Origin of the sequence: Nannocystis pusilla (assembly GCF_026626665.1) — a bacterium.
Lineage (GTDB): Bacteria > Myxococcota_A > Polyangia > Nannocystales > Nannocystaceae > Nannocystis > Nannocystis pusilla.
This window is the reverse complement of sequence record NZ_JAPNKE010000002.1, coordinates 266,594-281,949: the sequence shown is the minus strand read 5'-3', so window position 1 is coordinate 281,949 and position 15,356 is coordinate 266,594. Positions and strand designations below refer to the sequence as shown.

At 70.8% G+C, this 15,356-nt stretch carries 14 protein-coding genes; 7 read left to right on the top strand and 7 right to left on the bottom strand.

The features are described 5' to 3' along the window. Positions 1-453 precede the first annotated feature (453 nt). From OV079_RS01475 to OV079_RS55475, 4 genes are all read left to right on the top strand, one after another. A complete protein-coding gene (locus OV079_RS01475; protein ID WP_267765800.1) occupies positions 454-684 on the top strand; it encodes a hypothetical protein in 231 nt (76 codons plus the stop codon). Between the two features lie 573 nt (positions 685-1,257). Continuing rightward, a complete protein-coding gene (locus OV079_RS01470) occupies positions 1,258-2,163 on the top strand; it encodes a PNGase F N-terminal domain-containing protein (protein WP_267765798.1) in 906 nt (301 codons plus the stop codon). Further along, positions 2,157-2,513 carry a peptide-N-glycosidase F-related protein gene (locus OV079_RS01465; RefSeq protein ID WP_267765796.1) on the top strand — a complete coding sequence of 119 codons (357 nt, stop codon included), beginning with the start codon at positions 2,157-2,159 and terminating at the stop codon, positions 2,511-2,513. Before OV079_RS01470 ends, OV079_RS01465 begins: the two co-directional genes overlap by 7 nt. A gap of 338 nt (positions 2,514-2,851) precedes the next feature. After that, positions 2,852-5,179 carry an amidohydrolase family protein gene (locus OV079_RS55475; RefSeq protein WP_267765795.1) on the top strand — a complete coding sequence of 776 codons (2,328 nt, stop codon included), beginning with the start codon at positions 2,852-2,854 and terminating at the stop codon, positions 5,177-5,179. Between the two features lie 158 nt (positions 5,180-5,337). Here OV079_RS55475 and OV079_RS01455 read toward each other — a convergent pair whose 3' ends face one another. Further along, complete coding sequence (locus OV079_RS01455; protein WP_267765794.1) at positions 5,338-6,210, bottom strand: LysR family transcriptional regulator; 873 nt, start codon at positions 6,208-6,210, stop codon at positions 5,338-5,340. 84 nt (positions 6,211-6,294) lie between these two features. Between OV079_RS01455 and OV079_RS01450 the strand changes: the two genes are divergently transcribed. Continuing rightward, positions 6,295-7,086, top strand: a complete 792-nt coding sequence (locus tag OV079_RS01450; RefSeq protein ID WP_267765793.1) for an SDR family NAD(P)-dependent oxidoreductase — start codon at positions 6,295-6,297, stop codon at positions 7,084-7,086. A 175-nt stretch (positions 7,087-7,261) separates the two neighbouring features. Here the strand turns inward: OV079_RS01450 and OV079_RS01445 are convergent, their stop codons facing one another. From OV079_RS01445 to ltrA, 3 genes are all read right to left on the bottom strand, one after another. Beyond that, the gene (locus tag OV079_RS01445; protein WP_267765792.1) at positions 7,262-7,735 is read right to left on the bottom strand and encodes a hypothetical protein; all 474 of its coding nucleotides are present in this window, start codon (positions 7,733-7,735) and stop codon (positions 7,262-7,264) included. A 40-nt stretch (positions 7,736-7,775) separates the two neighbouring features. Further along, positions 7,776-8,045, bottom strand: a complete 270-nt coding sequence (locus tag OV079_RS55470) for an FHA domain-containing protein (RefSeq protein WP_267765791.1) — start codon at positions 8,043-8,045, stop codon at positions 7,776-7,778. Between the two features lie 247 nt (positions 8,046-8,292). Further along, positions 8,293-9,642, bottom strand: coding sequence for a group II intron reverse transcriptase/maturase (gene ltrA / locus OV079_RS01435; protein ID WP_267778429.1), 1,350 nt, complete (start codon positions 9,640-9,642; stop codon positions 8,293-8,295). Positions 9,643-10,248: 606 nt separating this feature from the next. On the opposite strand from ltrA, the gene OV079_RS01430 reads away from it, so the two are divergent. Then, on the top strand, positions 10,249-11,361 hold the full coding sequence (locus OV079_RS01430; protein WP_267765790.1) for a tRNA-uridine aminocarboxypropyltransferase: 1,113 nt from the start codon (positions 10,249-10,251) through the stop codon (positions 11,359-11,361). Between the two features lie 4 nt (positions 11,362-11,365). On the opposite strand, the gene pssA is transcribed toward OV079_RS01430, so the two are convergent. Next, the gene (gene pssA, locus OV079_RS01425) at positions 11,366-11,977 is read right to left on the bottom strand and encodes a CDP-diacylglycerol--serine O-phosphatidyltransferase (protein ID WP_267765789.1); all 612 of its coding nucleotides are present in this window, start codon (positions 11,975-11,977) and stop codon (positions 11,366-11,368) included. A 221-nt stretch (positions 11,978-12,198) separates the two neighbouring features. Between pssA and OV079_RS01420 the strand changes: the two genes are divergently transcribed. After that, the gene (locus tag OV079_RS01420) at positions 12,199-12,993 is read left to right on the top strand and encodes a glutathione S-transferase family protein (RefSeq protein WP_267765788.1); all 795 of its coding nucleotides are present in this window, start codon (positions 12,199-12,201) and stop codon (positions 12,991-12,993) included. A 3-nt stretch (positions 12,994-12,996) separates the two neighbouring features. Here OV079_RS01420 and OV079_RS01415 read toward each other — a convergent pair whose 3' ends face one another. After that, entirely contained in the window at positions 12,997-13,470 is a 474-nt protein-coding gene (locus OV079_RS01415) for a hypothetical protein (RefSeq protein WP_267765787.1), read from the bottom strand. A 309-nt stretch (positions 13,471-13,779) separates the two neighbouring features. Next, the gene (locus tag OV079_RS01410) at positions 13,780-15,258 is read right to left on the bottom strand and encodes a ferritin-like domain-containing protein (RefSeq protein WP_267765786.1); all 1,479 of its coding nucleotides are present in this window, start codon (positions 15,256-15,258) and stop codon (positions 13,780-13,782) included. Positions 15,259-15,356 lie beyond the last annotated feature (98 nt).

Sequence of the window (15,356 nt, the reverse complement as noted above, 5' to 3'; positions counted from 1 at the left end):
GCGTGTTTTGCGCTCACCCCATTGTGGACACGCATTTCCGCGCCACCCCGCGTCGGCCGGCCCGCGCTCGATCGCCGTTATTTCGACTTCTCGCCGCGATACGCCCGCTCTCGGCGCTGCCCGCTCGCTTTTCGCGTGGCCGATGCCCTCGGCCGGGTCAGGGAAAAACATGCGTACCAAGCACCAAAACCTCGCCTGGATCGCGCTCACCCTTGCCTTCGGCTTCGCCTGCGATCAAGAATCGACCGACGCCCGCAAGAGCGACGCGTCCGACCTCATCCCCTGCGCCGGCCCTGTCGGCCTGCTCTGCCCCGAGGGGCTGGAGTGCCGCGACGACGGCGCCGACGACTGCGATCCTGCCCAGGGCGACAGCGACTGCCCCGGACATTGCCAGCCCAGCGACCCCGTCTCCTGCGGAGGCGTCGCGGGCTTCGACTGCCCGGGAGACCAGCCGTGCGTCGACGATCCGAGCGACAATGCGACCCCGACGCCGGCGGCGCCGACTGCCTCGGCATCTGCATGCAGCCGCCGATCGCCCACTGCGGCGGTCCGGACGGCTCCGAATGCGCCGCCGGCCAGGTGTGCATCGACGACCCGAACGACGACTGCGACCCCGCCAGCGGCGGCGAGGACTGCATCGGCGTATGCGAGGACCTGGAGATCCTCGCCCAGGCCCTCGAATGACCGCCCCGGGCCCGCGGCCCCGCCCGCGCCGACTACCGCGAATCGCGGCGGAGCGTCCGCTCGAGCCCGAACCTGGGAGCTCACGATCGCGTCGGCGACCGAATCGACGATGCAGTGCGGCCCGCTCTCCGTGAGCATCTCGTCGAACTTCACCAGGAAGTCGTTCCCGTCCGGCAGACCGTGGTCGGTGATGACCACCATGAACAGCTCCTCCGCCGGCTCGACGCCTCAGGAACACGCCCGCGCCGCGCGCCGTGGCCCCCCTGTGAGCGCGTCGAATCACATTTCCCAAAGGACATGTCCCATAGTTCATCTCGCTATTTCGCGTCGTCGCGCTCGCACCGCCACGAATTCATCGCGCACGAGTGCCACCATTTCTCTCTTTTCCGGCCTGCTCTCCCCTCACCTCCGACGCTGCGAGTCAGATCTCCGAGCTCGCGGGCGCGTGAGCCAGCGCCGCTGCAGCCGGTAGCACGGCCCTCCGCCGTCGCCGGCCGCGTCGGGACGGACCGGCCACCGCGTGACGCCTCCCTCGCGCGCGCTCTCGCGCCCGCGTTCTGGTACGCTCCGACGATGAGCCTGCCTCGTCTGACCTCGTGTGTCTGTCTATTGGCCCTGCTCGCCGCGTGTACCAATCCCGGGGGCGGCGACGAAGGCACAGGCACCAGCACCACCGGCGATACCGGTGGTCCCGAGAGCACCGGCACCACCGACGCGCCCACCGGCACCACCGGGGACACCACCGCGACCGAGCCGCCGACCGGCACCAGCGACGTCAGCACCACCGGCCCCGACGAGCCGCCGCCCGCGCCCGAGGCCTTCCCCGTCCTGCAGGACATCGTGTTTTACGACGGCTACGCCGCCACCGTCGACGAGCCGATCCCCGACGGCGTCATCCGCCACAGCAACGCGCTGGTGGCCACCCGCTTCACCGAGGAGATGCAGGCCAAGGTGCAGACCACCTTGACGCTCGGCGTCATCGTCGGCGCCCTGTGCGACAACTACGATCGGCTCGGCGGAGTCAACCTCGCGCTCGTCCCCAAGGGCGCGCAGACCTACGTGCCCGCCGACGTCGACCGCATCGAGGTCGCGCGGTTCATCACTCCCTTCATGGACATGAACAAGCACCCGATGACGGTGCCTTACGAATGGCAGGCCAGCGACCTCGTGCCGATCTTGAAGGACCCGGAGCTGCTCGCCGAGTACGACCTCTGGTTCGAGCTCAGCATCTTCGGCGTGCCCTACGCCGCCAACGAGGAGGTCGACGGCTGCGCCGGCCGCAACGACACCCAGCTCGGCACCCTCCTGCTCTACACCGACAGCAAAAAGCCGGCCCCGACCTTCCATCACCTGGTGCCCGTCGCCATCTCTCAGGACTTCAACAATACACCGAGGGCGCCAGCGACGAGCTCGGCACCACCCGCAAGACCGTCCATTTCGAGCTCCCGGCCGACACCGCCAACGCCCAGCTCGTGCTGATCACCTCGAACCACGGCGCCAACGCCGGCGGCGAGGAGTACATCCGCCGCGACCACTACGTCTACGTCGACGGCGAGATGGTCCTGCAATACAAGCCCGGCCGCACCTCGTGCGAGCCGTTCCGCCCGTACAACACCCAGCCCAACGGCATCTACGGCCCCTACCCGCAATCGGACGAGGACTGGCAGTCCTTCAGCAACTGGTGCCCGGGTGACGTGATCGACACCCGCATCATCCCCTGGGGGGCCGCCAGCGCCGGCGAGCACGAGTTCGTGATCGACGTCCCCGACGCCACCTTCGTCGACATGCAGGGCAACTTCCCGTTCTCGCTCTACGTGCAAGCCGAGTAGCGAGACGCCTCGGGGCCGCCGGACCTCGCCTGCGAGACGCGATGGCCGTTTGACCGTGCCACCGGCAGCCTCGCGCGATCTCCCGCGCATGGCCGCGGAGGTCTCCCCGGCCTCGCGCCCGCTGCGGGCCGCTCCGGCCGCTCCTCTTTCATCGCCACGGCCCCGCGAACTGCGGTCTGCCGCCAGCGTCGGCCCCCAGCCGACGCTCGGACGGGTCGAGGTCCACGCGCCGCGAGCTGCCTGCTCCATGCGCAAATCCACGCCGCGCCCGCGGCATGAACCAGGGCTCATCGTTCGCGCCGGCCACCGGCTGAGTCCGCTCGGATACACTGGCCATCGTGCGCCACCTCTACTTCATTCCGCTTGGCCTGACTGCGCTGATTGCTTGCTCCACCGATCCGGCGGCCACCGACGCCGCCAGCGACACGCAGCATACGAGCAGCGGCACGGATCCCAGCGAGACCGGCGAGAGCACCGTGCCGACGACCACCGTCGGCATGACCGGCGAGACCGAGACCACCGGCGAGCCGCCGATGCTCGACACTTACAAGTTCGCCGGTGGCTGCTTCTCGCTGCGCAGCGGCGACCGCTACCTGGCCGCCGGCGACCCGGCCAGCTTCGCCTTCGCGGCCGACAAGGCCGGCGCCGCCCGCTTCACCATGAAGGCCGCCGACCTCGGCACCTACCTCTTCTACGACCAGGACGGCGGCTACCTCGTCGCCGACGACGGCCCGCTGCTGCGCCAGACCGCGCTGCAGTCCGACGTCACCCTCATCGACGACGCCTACGTCTCGGGCGCCGAATGGACCCTCGAGACCTCGACCGTCGATTGGTCGCAGTATCAATTGCGCAACCGGCGGAACGACCGCCTGCTCGGCGCCGACGCGCTCGCCGACGACGGCGTGCCCGTCAGCTTCGAGCCCGCCGACGGCTGCAAGCAGCACCCCGAGCTCAGCCTCGACGCCAGCGGCCAGATCTCCCGCACCATGTTCGACGACGGCGACCTCTACGGCATCGTCGACACCCACTCGCACATCCACTCCAACTACGCCTTCGGCGGCGGCGGCCTGTTCCACGGCGGCGCGTATCACCGCCTCGGCGTCGAGCATGCTCTGCCCGATTGCTCGATCTCCCACGGCGAGATGGGGCGCAAGGACTTCTTCGGCTACATCTTCGACAACTCCGGCAACGAGGAGGCCGACCTCGCCAGCCTCCTGCCCGACCTGGTCGCCAAGCAGCTCAGCGAGGACGCCCACGCCACCGCCGGGTACCCTGATTTCACCGAGTGGCCGAACGGCCCGCGGCGCTCCACCCATCAGACGCAATATTACATGTGGTTGCAGCGGGCCTACCTGGCCGGTCTGCGCCTGGTCGTCCAGCACGCCACCACCAACGCCATCATCTGCGACTTCATGATCGGCGAGGGCATCCAGAAGAGCCGCTACGGCTGCGACGACATGACCGCGGTCGACCGCATCATCGACGAGACCTACGCGATGGAGCGCTACATCGACGCCCAGTCGGGCGGGCCCGGGCTCGGGTGGTTCCGCGTCGTCCACACCCCGGCCGAGGCGCGCGAGGTGATCGCCGGCGGCAAGCTGGCGGTGATCCTCGGCATCGAGACCTCCAACCTGTTCGACTGCAAGCTCACCCCGCACGACGGCGACCCGACCTGCGACGAGGCCTACGTCGAGGCCCAGCTCGACCATTACTACGACCTCGGCGTGCGCGCCGTCTTCCCGGTCCACAAGTACGACAACAAGTTCTCGCCCGGCGACGGCGACCGCGCCTTCATCGAGCTCGGCAACTTCGCCAACAGCGGCCACTGGTCCAACTTCACCCTCGATTGCCCCGACCCGCAGGTCGGCGGCTTCGACAGCGGCAACGTCAACTTCGGCGGCCTCAACATGCCGCGCGACGTCTACGACTCGCCCGCGCCGATCGACAACAGCAAGTTCGCGACCGCTCCGCTCACCACCACCGGCATGTACCTCGGCCAGATCACCGAGCCCGCGCTCGAGGGCCCCTACTGTCAGAACGCCACCCTCACCGCGCTGGGCGAGCACATGATCGGCCAGATGATGGCGCGCGGCATGATCATCGAGGTCGACCACCTCCCGCAGTGGTCCTACGTGCGCGCCTACGAGCTGCTGCAGGCCGCCAGCTACCCGCCGATCGGCAGCCACGGGCGCAACAACGGCGGCGTCCTCTACGAGCTCGGCGGCGTCTCGGCCGGCGGCTTCGGCGTCTGCCGCGGCGACGCCCCCGGCACCACCGTGCAGGGCTTCAAGGACAAGATCCAGTTCATCATGGACAACGGCGGCTACCCGGCCGAGGGCTTCGGCTTCGACCTCAACGGCTTCGCCGGCGCCCGCGGCCCGCGCTTCGGCGACGGCGTGTGCCCGCTCCCGCAGACCGACCCCGTCACCTACCCCTTCTCGTCGTTCGCCGGCGACATCGAGTTCACCCCGCCGGTCGTCGGCAACCGCGAGATCGACTTCAACACCGAGGGCCTGGCCCACATCGGCCTGCTGCCCGAGCTCCTCGAGGACGCCCGCCGCGACGCCGTCGACGAGGCGGACCTCGAGCCGCTGTTCCGCTCGGCCGAGGGCTACATCCGCATGTGGGAGCTGGCCGAGGCGCGCGCGGCCGAACTCGGCGGCTGAACGCTCCGACCGCCCCGCATCGCCGCGTTCGATGCAGGCGGCGACCCGGCGATCGCGGTCGCAGGCCGCGACGACCTATCCCGGCTTCCCCGCGGCGTTCGGCAGCTTCGACGTCGCGGTGGCTTGGTTGTCGACCCCGGCCCGGCGCGCAGCGCGGATCAGGGCGACGAAGGCGCGCAGCGGCGCCGGGGGTTGCGGCCGGTCGGGTAGTAGAGGCAGAGGCCGGGCGTGTCCGGGGTCCAGTCGTCGAGCACCTGCGCGAGGTGCCCCTGGGCGAGGTCGGCGTCGACGAGCCAGCGGGGCAGGTACGCGAGGCCGACGCCGCGGCGGCAGGCCTCGAGCATCAGGTGGGGCTCGTCGACGATGAGCGACCCGGACACCGCCACCTCGAGCCGCTTGCGTCCGCGCTCGAGCGGCCAGCGGTACTCGGCGCCCGGCGCGGTGCGGACCCTGACGCAGCGGTGGCGCGCGAGGTCGTCTGGAGTCGCCGGCCGGCCGTGAGCGCGCAGGTAGGCGGGCGAGCCGACGATCACGAACGAGAGCGAGCCGCCGATGGGCACGCGGATCATGTCGCGCGGGACGCTCTCGCGCGACCGGATGCCGGCGTCGAAGCCCTCGCGCACGATGTCGACCATGCGCCGGTCGGTGACGAGCTCGACGGTGACGGCCGGGTAGCGGCGCCCGAACTCGGCCACGGCCAGCGTCAGGAGCTGCCGCGCCCCGCCGAGCGAGCTGTTGATGCGCAGCGTGCCCGACAGCTCCGCGCTCGCGGTGCGGGCCCGCTCGGTGGCGCTGGCGATGGCGGCGACCGCTGGCGCGACCTCGGCGACGAAGGCCTCGCCCGCGGCCGTGAGCGCGACCGAGCGCGTCGTGCGGTGAAAGAGCCGCACGGCGAGCCGCTCCTCGAGGTGGGCGACGGCGTTGCCCAGGGCGGTCGGCGACATGCCGAGGTCAGCGGCGGCCGCGCGAAAGCTGCGGCGGCGCGCGACGGCGAGGACAGCCTCGAGCTCGATCAGGCCAGAGCGATGCACCGGGCGATTATCGCAAAAATCGTGATGATGCAGCGCGGTTTGTCTCTGTTATCACGAAGCGCCCCGAGCCTCAGTCTGTGACCCATGAACACGAACCTCTCTGGCAAGCGCGCGCTCGTCACCGGCTCCACTTCGGGCCTCGGCGAGGCGATAGCGAAGATGATGGCCCGCGAAGGCGCTCACGTCGTCGTGCATGGGCGCGACGCGTGGCGCGCCGAGGCAGTGGCGACGGCGATCCGGGTAGACGGCGGCAGCGCGACCGTCGCGCTCGGCGACCTGACGAGTGACGAAGCCGCCGATGCGGTCGCCAGGGCGGCGGGGCCGGTCGACGTGCTGGTCAACAACGCGGGCGCATACCACCACGCGAGCTGGTTCGAGACCACGCCGGCGCAGTGGGCCCAGAGCCTCGACCTCAACGTGATCTCGGGCGTGCGCATGGTCCACCGGCTCGTGCCCGCGATGCGCGAGCGGGGCTGGGGGCGCGTGATCACGATCGGCGGCGGCCTGGCGATCCAGCCGATGCCGATGCAGCCCGACTACCAGGCGGCGCTCGCGGCACGCCACAACCTGGCCGTGTCGCTGGCGCGTGCGCTCGCCGGCACCGGCGTCACCTCGAACGTGGTCGCGCCCGGGGCGATCCTCGTGCCCGCGGTCGAGCAGTTCCTGCGCGAGATCGGCAAGCAGCGCGGTTGGGGCAGCACATGGGAGGAGATCGAGCCGACGCTGGTGCGCGAGATGGTGCCGAACGACGTCGGGCGCCTCGGCCACCCCGACGAGATCGCCGCCGCGGTCACCTTCCTGGCTAGCGAGCACGCGGCGTACATGAGCGGCGCCGTGTTGCGCGTCGACGGCGGCACCATCCGCTCGGTCGCGTGAGAGACGGCGCGGCGCGACAGGGGCTCCCCTGGTGCGCGCCGCGACGGTCGTCGACCCGCCGCGTGCTCGCCCGACCTCGACTCCATTGAGCTCGCCGGGTCGAAAATCAAGACCCCGGCACTGCGGCGTCAGCACGCGCACCACCGGGTGCGCCGATTCGCCGCCTCGCGCGCACTTATCCGCCGCGGATGCACACCGCCAGCTCGTCGAGCAGCGCGAGCTCGCAGCTCGGGTCCGTCACTCGCACGAAGCGCGCCTTGGGCACCGTCGGCGCACCTGGGTCCAGGTGGCTCGTCAGCACGTGCTCGTCGTCCTCCTCGAGCCGCCGGAACTCGAGCGTGCACGCGCGCACGTGCCAGCGCCGGCTCTCGTAGCCCATCCCCGCCGCATTGCTGCGATCGCTCAAAGCAGGCAGCTCGACGACCACCCGGTCCTTCGTCGCGCGGAACGTCCCCTCGCCGTACTTCTCGTCGGTTCCGTAGTCTGACGCGTAGATCTGCCCGTAGCGCGCGATCTTCTGCCCCGCCGCGTCCCGGCTCAGCACGAGCACGTGGAGCTCCATCATGCGGTCGTAGCGGTCTTCGGTGTCCTCGTCCGGATCGTACGTATCCTCGATCCACGTCCCGAGCAGGTCGCTCTGCATGGCCATCGGCGCATCATACCGCCAAGAGAACCGCCGATCTACCCGCTCACTCCGCCCGCGGCTCGACCACGAACACGACGCTCCCCACATACACGCGATCGCCCGCATGCAGCCCCGCGCGGGTGACCTTGTGGCCGTTCACGACCACGCCGCAAGCGCTGTCGAGATCGGTGACGATGCAATGACCCGCGCCGTCGAAGCTGAGCGAGCAAGTCCGGCGCGACAGCGTCACGTCCTCGATCACCAGGTCGCAGCCGGGCGCGCGACCTATGACCGTGACGGCCCGCTCGAGCGCGACCGCGCGGCCGCCGAACACCACCCACGCGTCTCGCGGGCGCCTGTCCTCGGCCAGCGCGAAGCGAAGCGACGGCCTGCCGGCGCCTCCTCGTCCTCGCCCACCGCCGCCAGGTGGGCACACGCACCGCAGCAGAACCCCTCCTCGGCCATTGGTAGATCCTACTTTCCTTTCCGCATGAGGCGGAGAAGTTGGGCAAGACCCCCGTTCAAACCGTGCATGCGAATTTCCCGCACACGGCTTACCGGTGGTCTCTCGGGCCGTCGCATTACGCGGCCTCCGGGTACTGCACGGTCCCACGTAGTCGGTGGAGCCCGTGGTCATGGAAGAAGTCGCTTGTCCAACCTTCGACGTCGTTGGCTCGCAGGTGTCGGCCATGGCGCCGCACCATGAAGTGCGTGAGCCGGCGCCATACGTACGTGTCGATCTGATTGAATTTCGCGGCGGCGTTCCCGGTGCGGAAGTAGTTACCCCAGCCGTGCAGCACGGGGTTGATGTCGCGGATGAGCACCCGGACATCTTTGACCCCGTTGCGGTTCGAGCCAGTTAGCTCCTTCACGCGGTGCCGAACCCGCGTCATGCTGCGCTGCGAAGGCCAGCGCTGGAGGAAGTACACCCTGCGATGCTCCTTCTCCCAGATCGGCCCGGACATGCGCTTGCGCAGGTGACAGCCGAGGAAGTCGAAGCCTTGCCGTCCCCGGCTCAGCTCGACGCGCCTCGTCTTTTCGGGATGCAGCTCCAGCTTGAGCCGTCGCAGGATCTCGCGGACCCTGACCTCGGCCTCCTCGCACGCCTTCGCGGTCCTGCACAGGATCACGAAGTCGTCGCAGTAGCGCACGAGCTCGCCCAGGTGGGCGTGTCGTCGCTGCCACAGCTTGTCGAGGACGCCGAGGTAGATGTTCGACAGCAGCGGTGAGATGACGCCGCCCTGGGGTGTCCCCGAGAGCATCGCCGTCACTTCGCTGTCTTCCATCACACCGGCTTCGAGCCACTGCCGCACCAGCTTGAGGACCCTGCGATCCGAGATTCGCATCGCCACGAGCTTCATCAGTCGCTCGTGATCGATGCTGCCGAAGTAGTCGCGGATGTCGGCGTCGAGCACGTGGTTCCCACCGCGCGCTCCCAGCACGCGCAAGCGCTCGAGCGCCTGCGTCGCACTGCGCTTCGGCCGGAAGCCGTACGAGCACGGAAGGAAGTCCGCCTCGAAGATCGGCTCCAGCACCAGCTTCGCCGCCATCTGCACCACTCGGTCCCGGACGGTCGGGATCCCCAGCGGCCGCTTCTTCCCGTCCGCCTTCGGGATGTACCGCCGCATGACCGCGCTCGGCCGGTACGTCCCGCCCTTGAGTTCGTCGGCGATCTCTTCGAGGAAGCGATCGACGCCGTACTCCTCCACCTCGGCCAGCGTCTGTCTGTCGACGCCCGCCGAGCCCCTGTTCCTCTTCACCCGCCTCCATGCTTCCCTCAGGACGTCACGCCTGAAGATGCGGTCGTACAGCGCATGGAAGCGGCGACCCGGATGCCGCTTGGCCGCGGCCCACAGTCGGCGTCGAAGTTCTCGCACTTTGTCACGCGGCCTGCGCCGCGTGGGGTTGTTGGGACCTGTCCTGCAGGCCATGCCCTCGCGCTTACCTTCTTCTCCGACACGACCACCCCAGGGGCCCTTCCCTCCGGCGGCGTTGTTCTGCGCCGCCATCGCCGGTACTACGGCCCCCTCGGACTCCCGCTGCACAGCGCTCGACTTCGCCTTCGGCTTATACGAGTCGCCTCGCCCCGACACGGGCCGTGCAGACGGGCCTCTCCTGTTCCGCATCGCTCCTTGAACGCGTGCTGCGCCCCGTACCCCGGGAGGACCCACCGCGCTTTCTGATCCGGATGACTGCGCGGTGGACGTGGCCTTCGCCGTGACATGAGCGGCTCGGCTCCTCCATTGTTTCTCTGTCGAGGCTGCAGGCTTCACTTCATGTTGCGGCCCGCGTTCTTGCTCCCTCCGTAGAGGCTTTTGACGCCCCGCTCGGGCCGCGAGAATCTCTCCTCGCGCCTGGGGCCTGCTACCGGGCGCTCCGGCGCCTACCCGGGCGGGACTCTCACCCGCTGGAACGGTGCAGCATGACGCGGCCGAGCCGCCCCCTTCGGGGTCCTGCTCGCCCTCGTCTTCAGGACGCACCACGCCGCCAGGGTAGCACGCGCCCCGCGCCTCGCGCCTCGTGGTAGACGACCGGCCGTGGAGCCCCGAGCACACTGTCCGCGGTGCCGTCGCCCCCGGCAGGTGTGCTGGTGCAGCGCCGTCGTGCCGGTGCCCAGCCGCACCCGCGTCGTCTTCTTGCAGCACCCGCGCGAGTCCCGGGTCGGCGTCAGCACCTGCCGCATGGCCCACCTCTCGCTGCCCGGCTCGCAGCTGCACGTCACCCTCGACCCCGACCGCCAGCCCGCGCTCGCCGAGCTGCTCGCCGCGCCCGACACTCACCTCCTGTTCCCCTCGGCCGACGCCACCGACGTCGACGCCCTCGCCCGCGCCCCGCACACCCTCGTGGTCGTCGACGGCACCTGGGCCAACGCGCGCAAGCTGGTCGGCCGCAGCCCCCTGCTGCGCGCGCTCCCGCGGCTGTTCTTCCGCCCCGACTTCGCCAGCAACTACCGCATCCGCCGCGAGCCCGACGATCACTGCCTCTCGACCATCGAGGCCACCGCGCACGTGCTCGAGCGCCTCGAGCGCGCCCCGGGCCGCTACACACCGATCCTCTCGGCCTTCGAGCGCATGGTCGAGATGCAGCTCGCCTACGTCGCCACCGGCGCCGGCGCCGACCGCCACCGTCAGCACAAGCCGCCGCGCGCGCCCAAGCCCACCGTCGATCCGCGCGCCCCGCTGCGGGCCGTCGCGGGCCGCATGGTCCTGCTGCACGTCGAGCCCAACGCGTGGCCCTACGCCACCCCGGACGCTCCGCCCGTCGAGGCCATCGAGCTGCGGGCCGTGCGGGTCGCCACCGGCGAGCGCTTCACCGCCTTGCTGGCCCCGCGCCAGCGCCTGTCCCCGCGCGTCACCTTCAACCTCGACCTGCCCGAGGCCGACATCCGCGCCGGCGCCCCGCTGGCGGCCACCCAGGCCGCCTGGCGCGAGTTCCTCGGCCCCGACGCGGTGCTCGGGATCTGGGGCTACCACGCCCTGTCGCTGCTGCGCATGGAGCCCGGCTGGACCCTCGCCCCCGAGCTCGACCTGCGCGCCTTGTGGCAGCGGGCTATCGGTCGCGCCGAGAACCTCCCCGACGGCCAGGGCCGCGCCCCCCGCCGGATCGCCGCGCTCGAGCAGTCCCTGCGCGCGCTGCTGGCCGACGCGTGACCCGTCACGGCTTGGGGATGTGCAGCGTCTTGCTGATCATCAACGAGCCCGACAGCGCGAACATCAGCACCAGCGGGTGCAGCTGCCAGCCGAGGTCGATCGCGCCGAACCACAGCGAGTCGCCGAGCCGGCCGTTCCAGGCCGCCAGCGCCAGCACCACCACCAGCACGAGGCTGGTCGGGATCGGCGTGCCCTCGAAGTAGCGCACCTTGCCGTCGTCGCCGGACAGCGACTCCGCGGTGACGTTGTAGCGGGCCAGGCGGCTGACGCCGCAGCAGACGAAGTACGACAGGACGACCCAGTCCCAGCCGCCCTGCATGCCGCAGGCGTAGGCCAGCGCGGCCGGGGCCACGCCGAACGAGATCACGTCGGCGAGCGAGTCGAGCTCGCGGCCCATGCTCGACGACTTCTGCCGCCAGCGGGCGATCCGGCCGTCCAGCGCGTCGAACAGGAACGCCAGCGGGATCAGGGCCATGCCCTGCAGCAGCGCGTGCGGGCGCCCGTCCTGCAGGAAGCGCATCGCGGCGAACACGGCCCCGGTGCCGCAGAACGCGTTCGCCAGCGTGAACCAGTCGGCCAGGTGAAACTCGCGGATCATGGAGAAGTGGCGCTTCATCGTGGTCTGCCTCGCTCGCCGGTCAGGGTGCCAAAGATCGGCCTCGATTGCAGAGAACCGTGGTCGCCGGCGAGCCCACGCGCAAGGCGAGCAGAAACGAGCCGCGGGACGCACGCGAGGCGGGCACCGACCTGATCCGGACGAAAACCCGTGCCGTGCGCCGCGCCGCGCCGCGCCGGCGAGCTCGGCACCGACCGGCGATCCCGATAAGCTCGGGCGCGATGAGCGAGCTCCGCGTCTATCACATCCCCGTCTGCCCCTTCAGCCAGCGCCTCGAGATCCTCCTCGCGCTCAAAGGCCTCGGCGGGGCGGTGAAGTTCGAGGTCGTCGACGTCACGAAGCCGCGTGACCCCGCCCTCCTCGCCAAGACGCCGGGCAGCACCAGCTTGCCGATCCTCGAGACCGAGACCGGCGGCGTCCTGCGCGAGAGCCTGGTCTTGATGCAGTACCTCGACGATCGCTTCCCCGAGCGGCGCGTCGCCGCGAGCGACCCGTTCGCGCGCGCCGTCGAGAACATGCTGACCGCCCTGTGCAGCGACTTCGTCAACGCCGGCTACGGCTACGTGATGAACCAGGACCCGGGCAAGCGCGAGGCGCTGCGGGACCGGCTGCTCGCGCAGTACGCCGGCATCGACGCCTTCCTCGCCCGCTACAGCCCCGACCGCACCTTTCTCCACGACGAATTCGGCTGGGCCGAGGCGGTCTTCACGCCCATGTTCATGCGCTTCTGGTTCGTCGAGTACTATGAGAACTTCGCGCTCCCGGACGAGCCGAAGTACGCGCGGGTCCGGCGCTGGCAAGCCGCCTGCCTCGCCCACCCGTCCGCGCAGCAGGTCACGCGCGAGGAGATCGTCAAGCTCTACTACGACTATTCGCGCGGCGTGGGCAACGGCGCCCTGCCCGAGGGGCGCACCGTCTCGTCGGTCGCGTTCGAGCCGCACTGGTCGCGCCGGCCGATGCCCCCGCGCGAGAAGTACGGCCGCAACGCCACCGACGCCGAGCTCGGCCTGGTGTGACCGTCAGGACGGGGCGAGGACCAGCAGAACCTGGCCCCTGTCGCCGGCAGCGACGGCGTCGCGCCACGCCGCGATGATCACGTCCAGGCTCGCTCCGAGGATATTCGTCCCGAGAGCGGGCGCGGGGATGGCTTCTCCCTTGGGGTCGATCATGACAGTCCCGCTCTGAAACACGTAGAGTCCCTGCAAATCATCGCCGCAGTTCATCCTTGCGATCGCGGCGTACGACACCTCGTCGACGCCATCGACCAGGATGTAGCCCGATGAGCCCGCCGAGCCGACATTCAGGGACGTGGGCGGGCCCAAGGCCGTCGAGAAGCCGTTGTCCGTCAAGGCCCCGAATGTCCCGACGGACTCCAGGACACGGTTCGACAGGCCGGCGAAACCATGGGTCGCGCCGAAATAAAGATCATCGAGACCCTGAATGAGGGAGAACAACTGGCAGATGAGTTCGTCGACCTGCCCGTGCGTCGTCATGCGAAGCACCTTACCGCTCGCCCTCGACGCGAGCAACGACGTTCACGACGCCGTCGGTCCCGCGCTCGCGCTGCGAGGCGCGACCACGGCCGGCGGCAGAGCGCGCGGATCTCGAGGTGGCGCGCAGGCGCTCGTCGACGACTTCGGCCCCCCCTCGAGGAGGCGGCGGTCGAGATCGCCGGCCTCGCGCAAGCAGACTCGGCTGGTCCCCGACAGCCTGGGATCCAGCCGCGGCAGCTCAACGCCCCGGCGCCGCGCGGCGCATCACATGTTCTTGAGGACATGCTCCTCCGAGCATGTCCTCACCTCTCACGCCGCGGCCGCCGGCGCGTGACGGGCCAGCAGCGCGCGGCCGGCCGGGCCGATGACCGCGACCATCGCCCGCCGGGCCACCGCCGCGCGGCCGGCCGCCCCGAGGCGCCCGTGCGCGAGCATCCTTTCGGACATGTCCTCTTCAACATGTCCCGAAGACCTCCCGACGTTCGCCTCGGCCGCCGCCAGCGCCGCCGCGCAGGCCGCGTGGACCTCGGGCCCGCCGCGCTCCAGCGCCCAGGCGACGAAGCGCCAGGCCAGCTCGGCGTGGCGCAGCTCGTCGGCGGCGATCTGCGCCAGCGCCTCGCGCACCGCAGGGTCCTGCGCCTTGGCCAGCGCCGCCTCGGCCTGCAGCGCGGCCAGCGTCTCGCCGATGCAGCCCTCGCGCAGCGTCGCCACCGTCACCGCCACCAGGTCGTCGACCCCGGCCAGCGCCCCGGCCAGCGGCAGCGGCGACGGCCCCTGCGGCGCGCCGCCGTAGGCCGCGGCCAGCCCGAAGCACAGCCGCGCGTGCGCGATCTCGTCGGCCATCGCCTGCTGCGCCGCCTCGACCAGGGCAGCCGGGGCCCCGAGCGCCAGCAGTTGCAGCGCGAAGCGGGCGAACGCGGCCACCGACGCGTGCTCGGCCAGGCCGTCCTCCACCCATTCGGCCGCCAGCGCCGCCCGCTCGCGCGCCGTCAGCCCGGCCAGCGCGGGCGCGACCGGCGAGCTCCAGTCGGCGCGGGCGAGCGGGCGCGCCGTGCGAGCTGTCTCTTCGACCAGGAAGGGCCGCCCGCAGCACGTCTCCTCCCACGCCACCTTCACGCAGCACTGCCCGCGCTGCTCGAACACCTCGGTCAGCGGCACGCCGTAGAGCCCGCAATCGCTGGCGATCGGCACCTCGACCCCCTCGCACGCCCCGCTGCCGCCGGTCGTGCCCGTCGTCGTGTCGCCGGTCGTCGTGCCGCTGGTGCTCTCGCCGTCGCCGGTCGTCGAATCGCCGGTCGTCGTGTCGCCCGGCGGGTCGACGCACTCGACCGTGTCGTAATAATCGATCGGGCAGTCCGGGGTGCGATCGCTGTCGCTCCACGCGGTGGTCTCGTCGGGATCCGGGCCCGTCATCTCTCCCGTCGTCGCGCTCGCGGTGCCCGGCTCCGTCTCCGTCGCGGTGCCCGGCCCCGTCGCGGTCGCGGTGCCCGGCTCCGTCTCCGTCGCGGTGCCCGGCTCCGTCGCGCTCGCGGTCCCCGGCTCCGCCTCCGTCGCGGTGCCCGGCACCGTCTCCGTCACCGGCCCGGGCGACGTGCCCGGCGTCGTCTCCGCGCTCGTCTCGTCGCCCGCGGTGGTCGTGCCGACCCCCGACACCTGGCCCTCGGTCGCGCCGATCGGTCGGTCCGCGCACGCGCCCGCGAGCGCCAGCGGAGCCACCCCGGCGGCCCGCAGCAGCGCCCCCATCACCTGCGCCTCGCGCAGCGTCATCCTCAAGTCGAAGCTCTTCATGCGACCGGCATATCACGCCGCGCCCCGGCGAGACAGCACCGCGCGCGCTTCATGACTCCAAGGACATGTCTCCAAGACCACATCTCCAAGACCACATC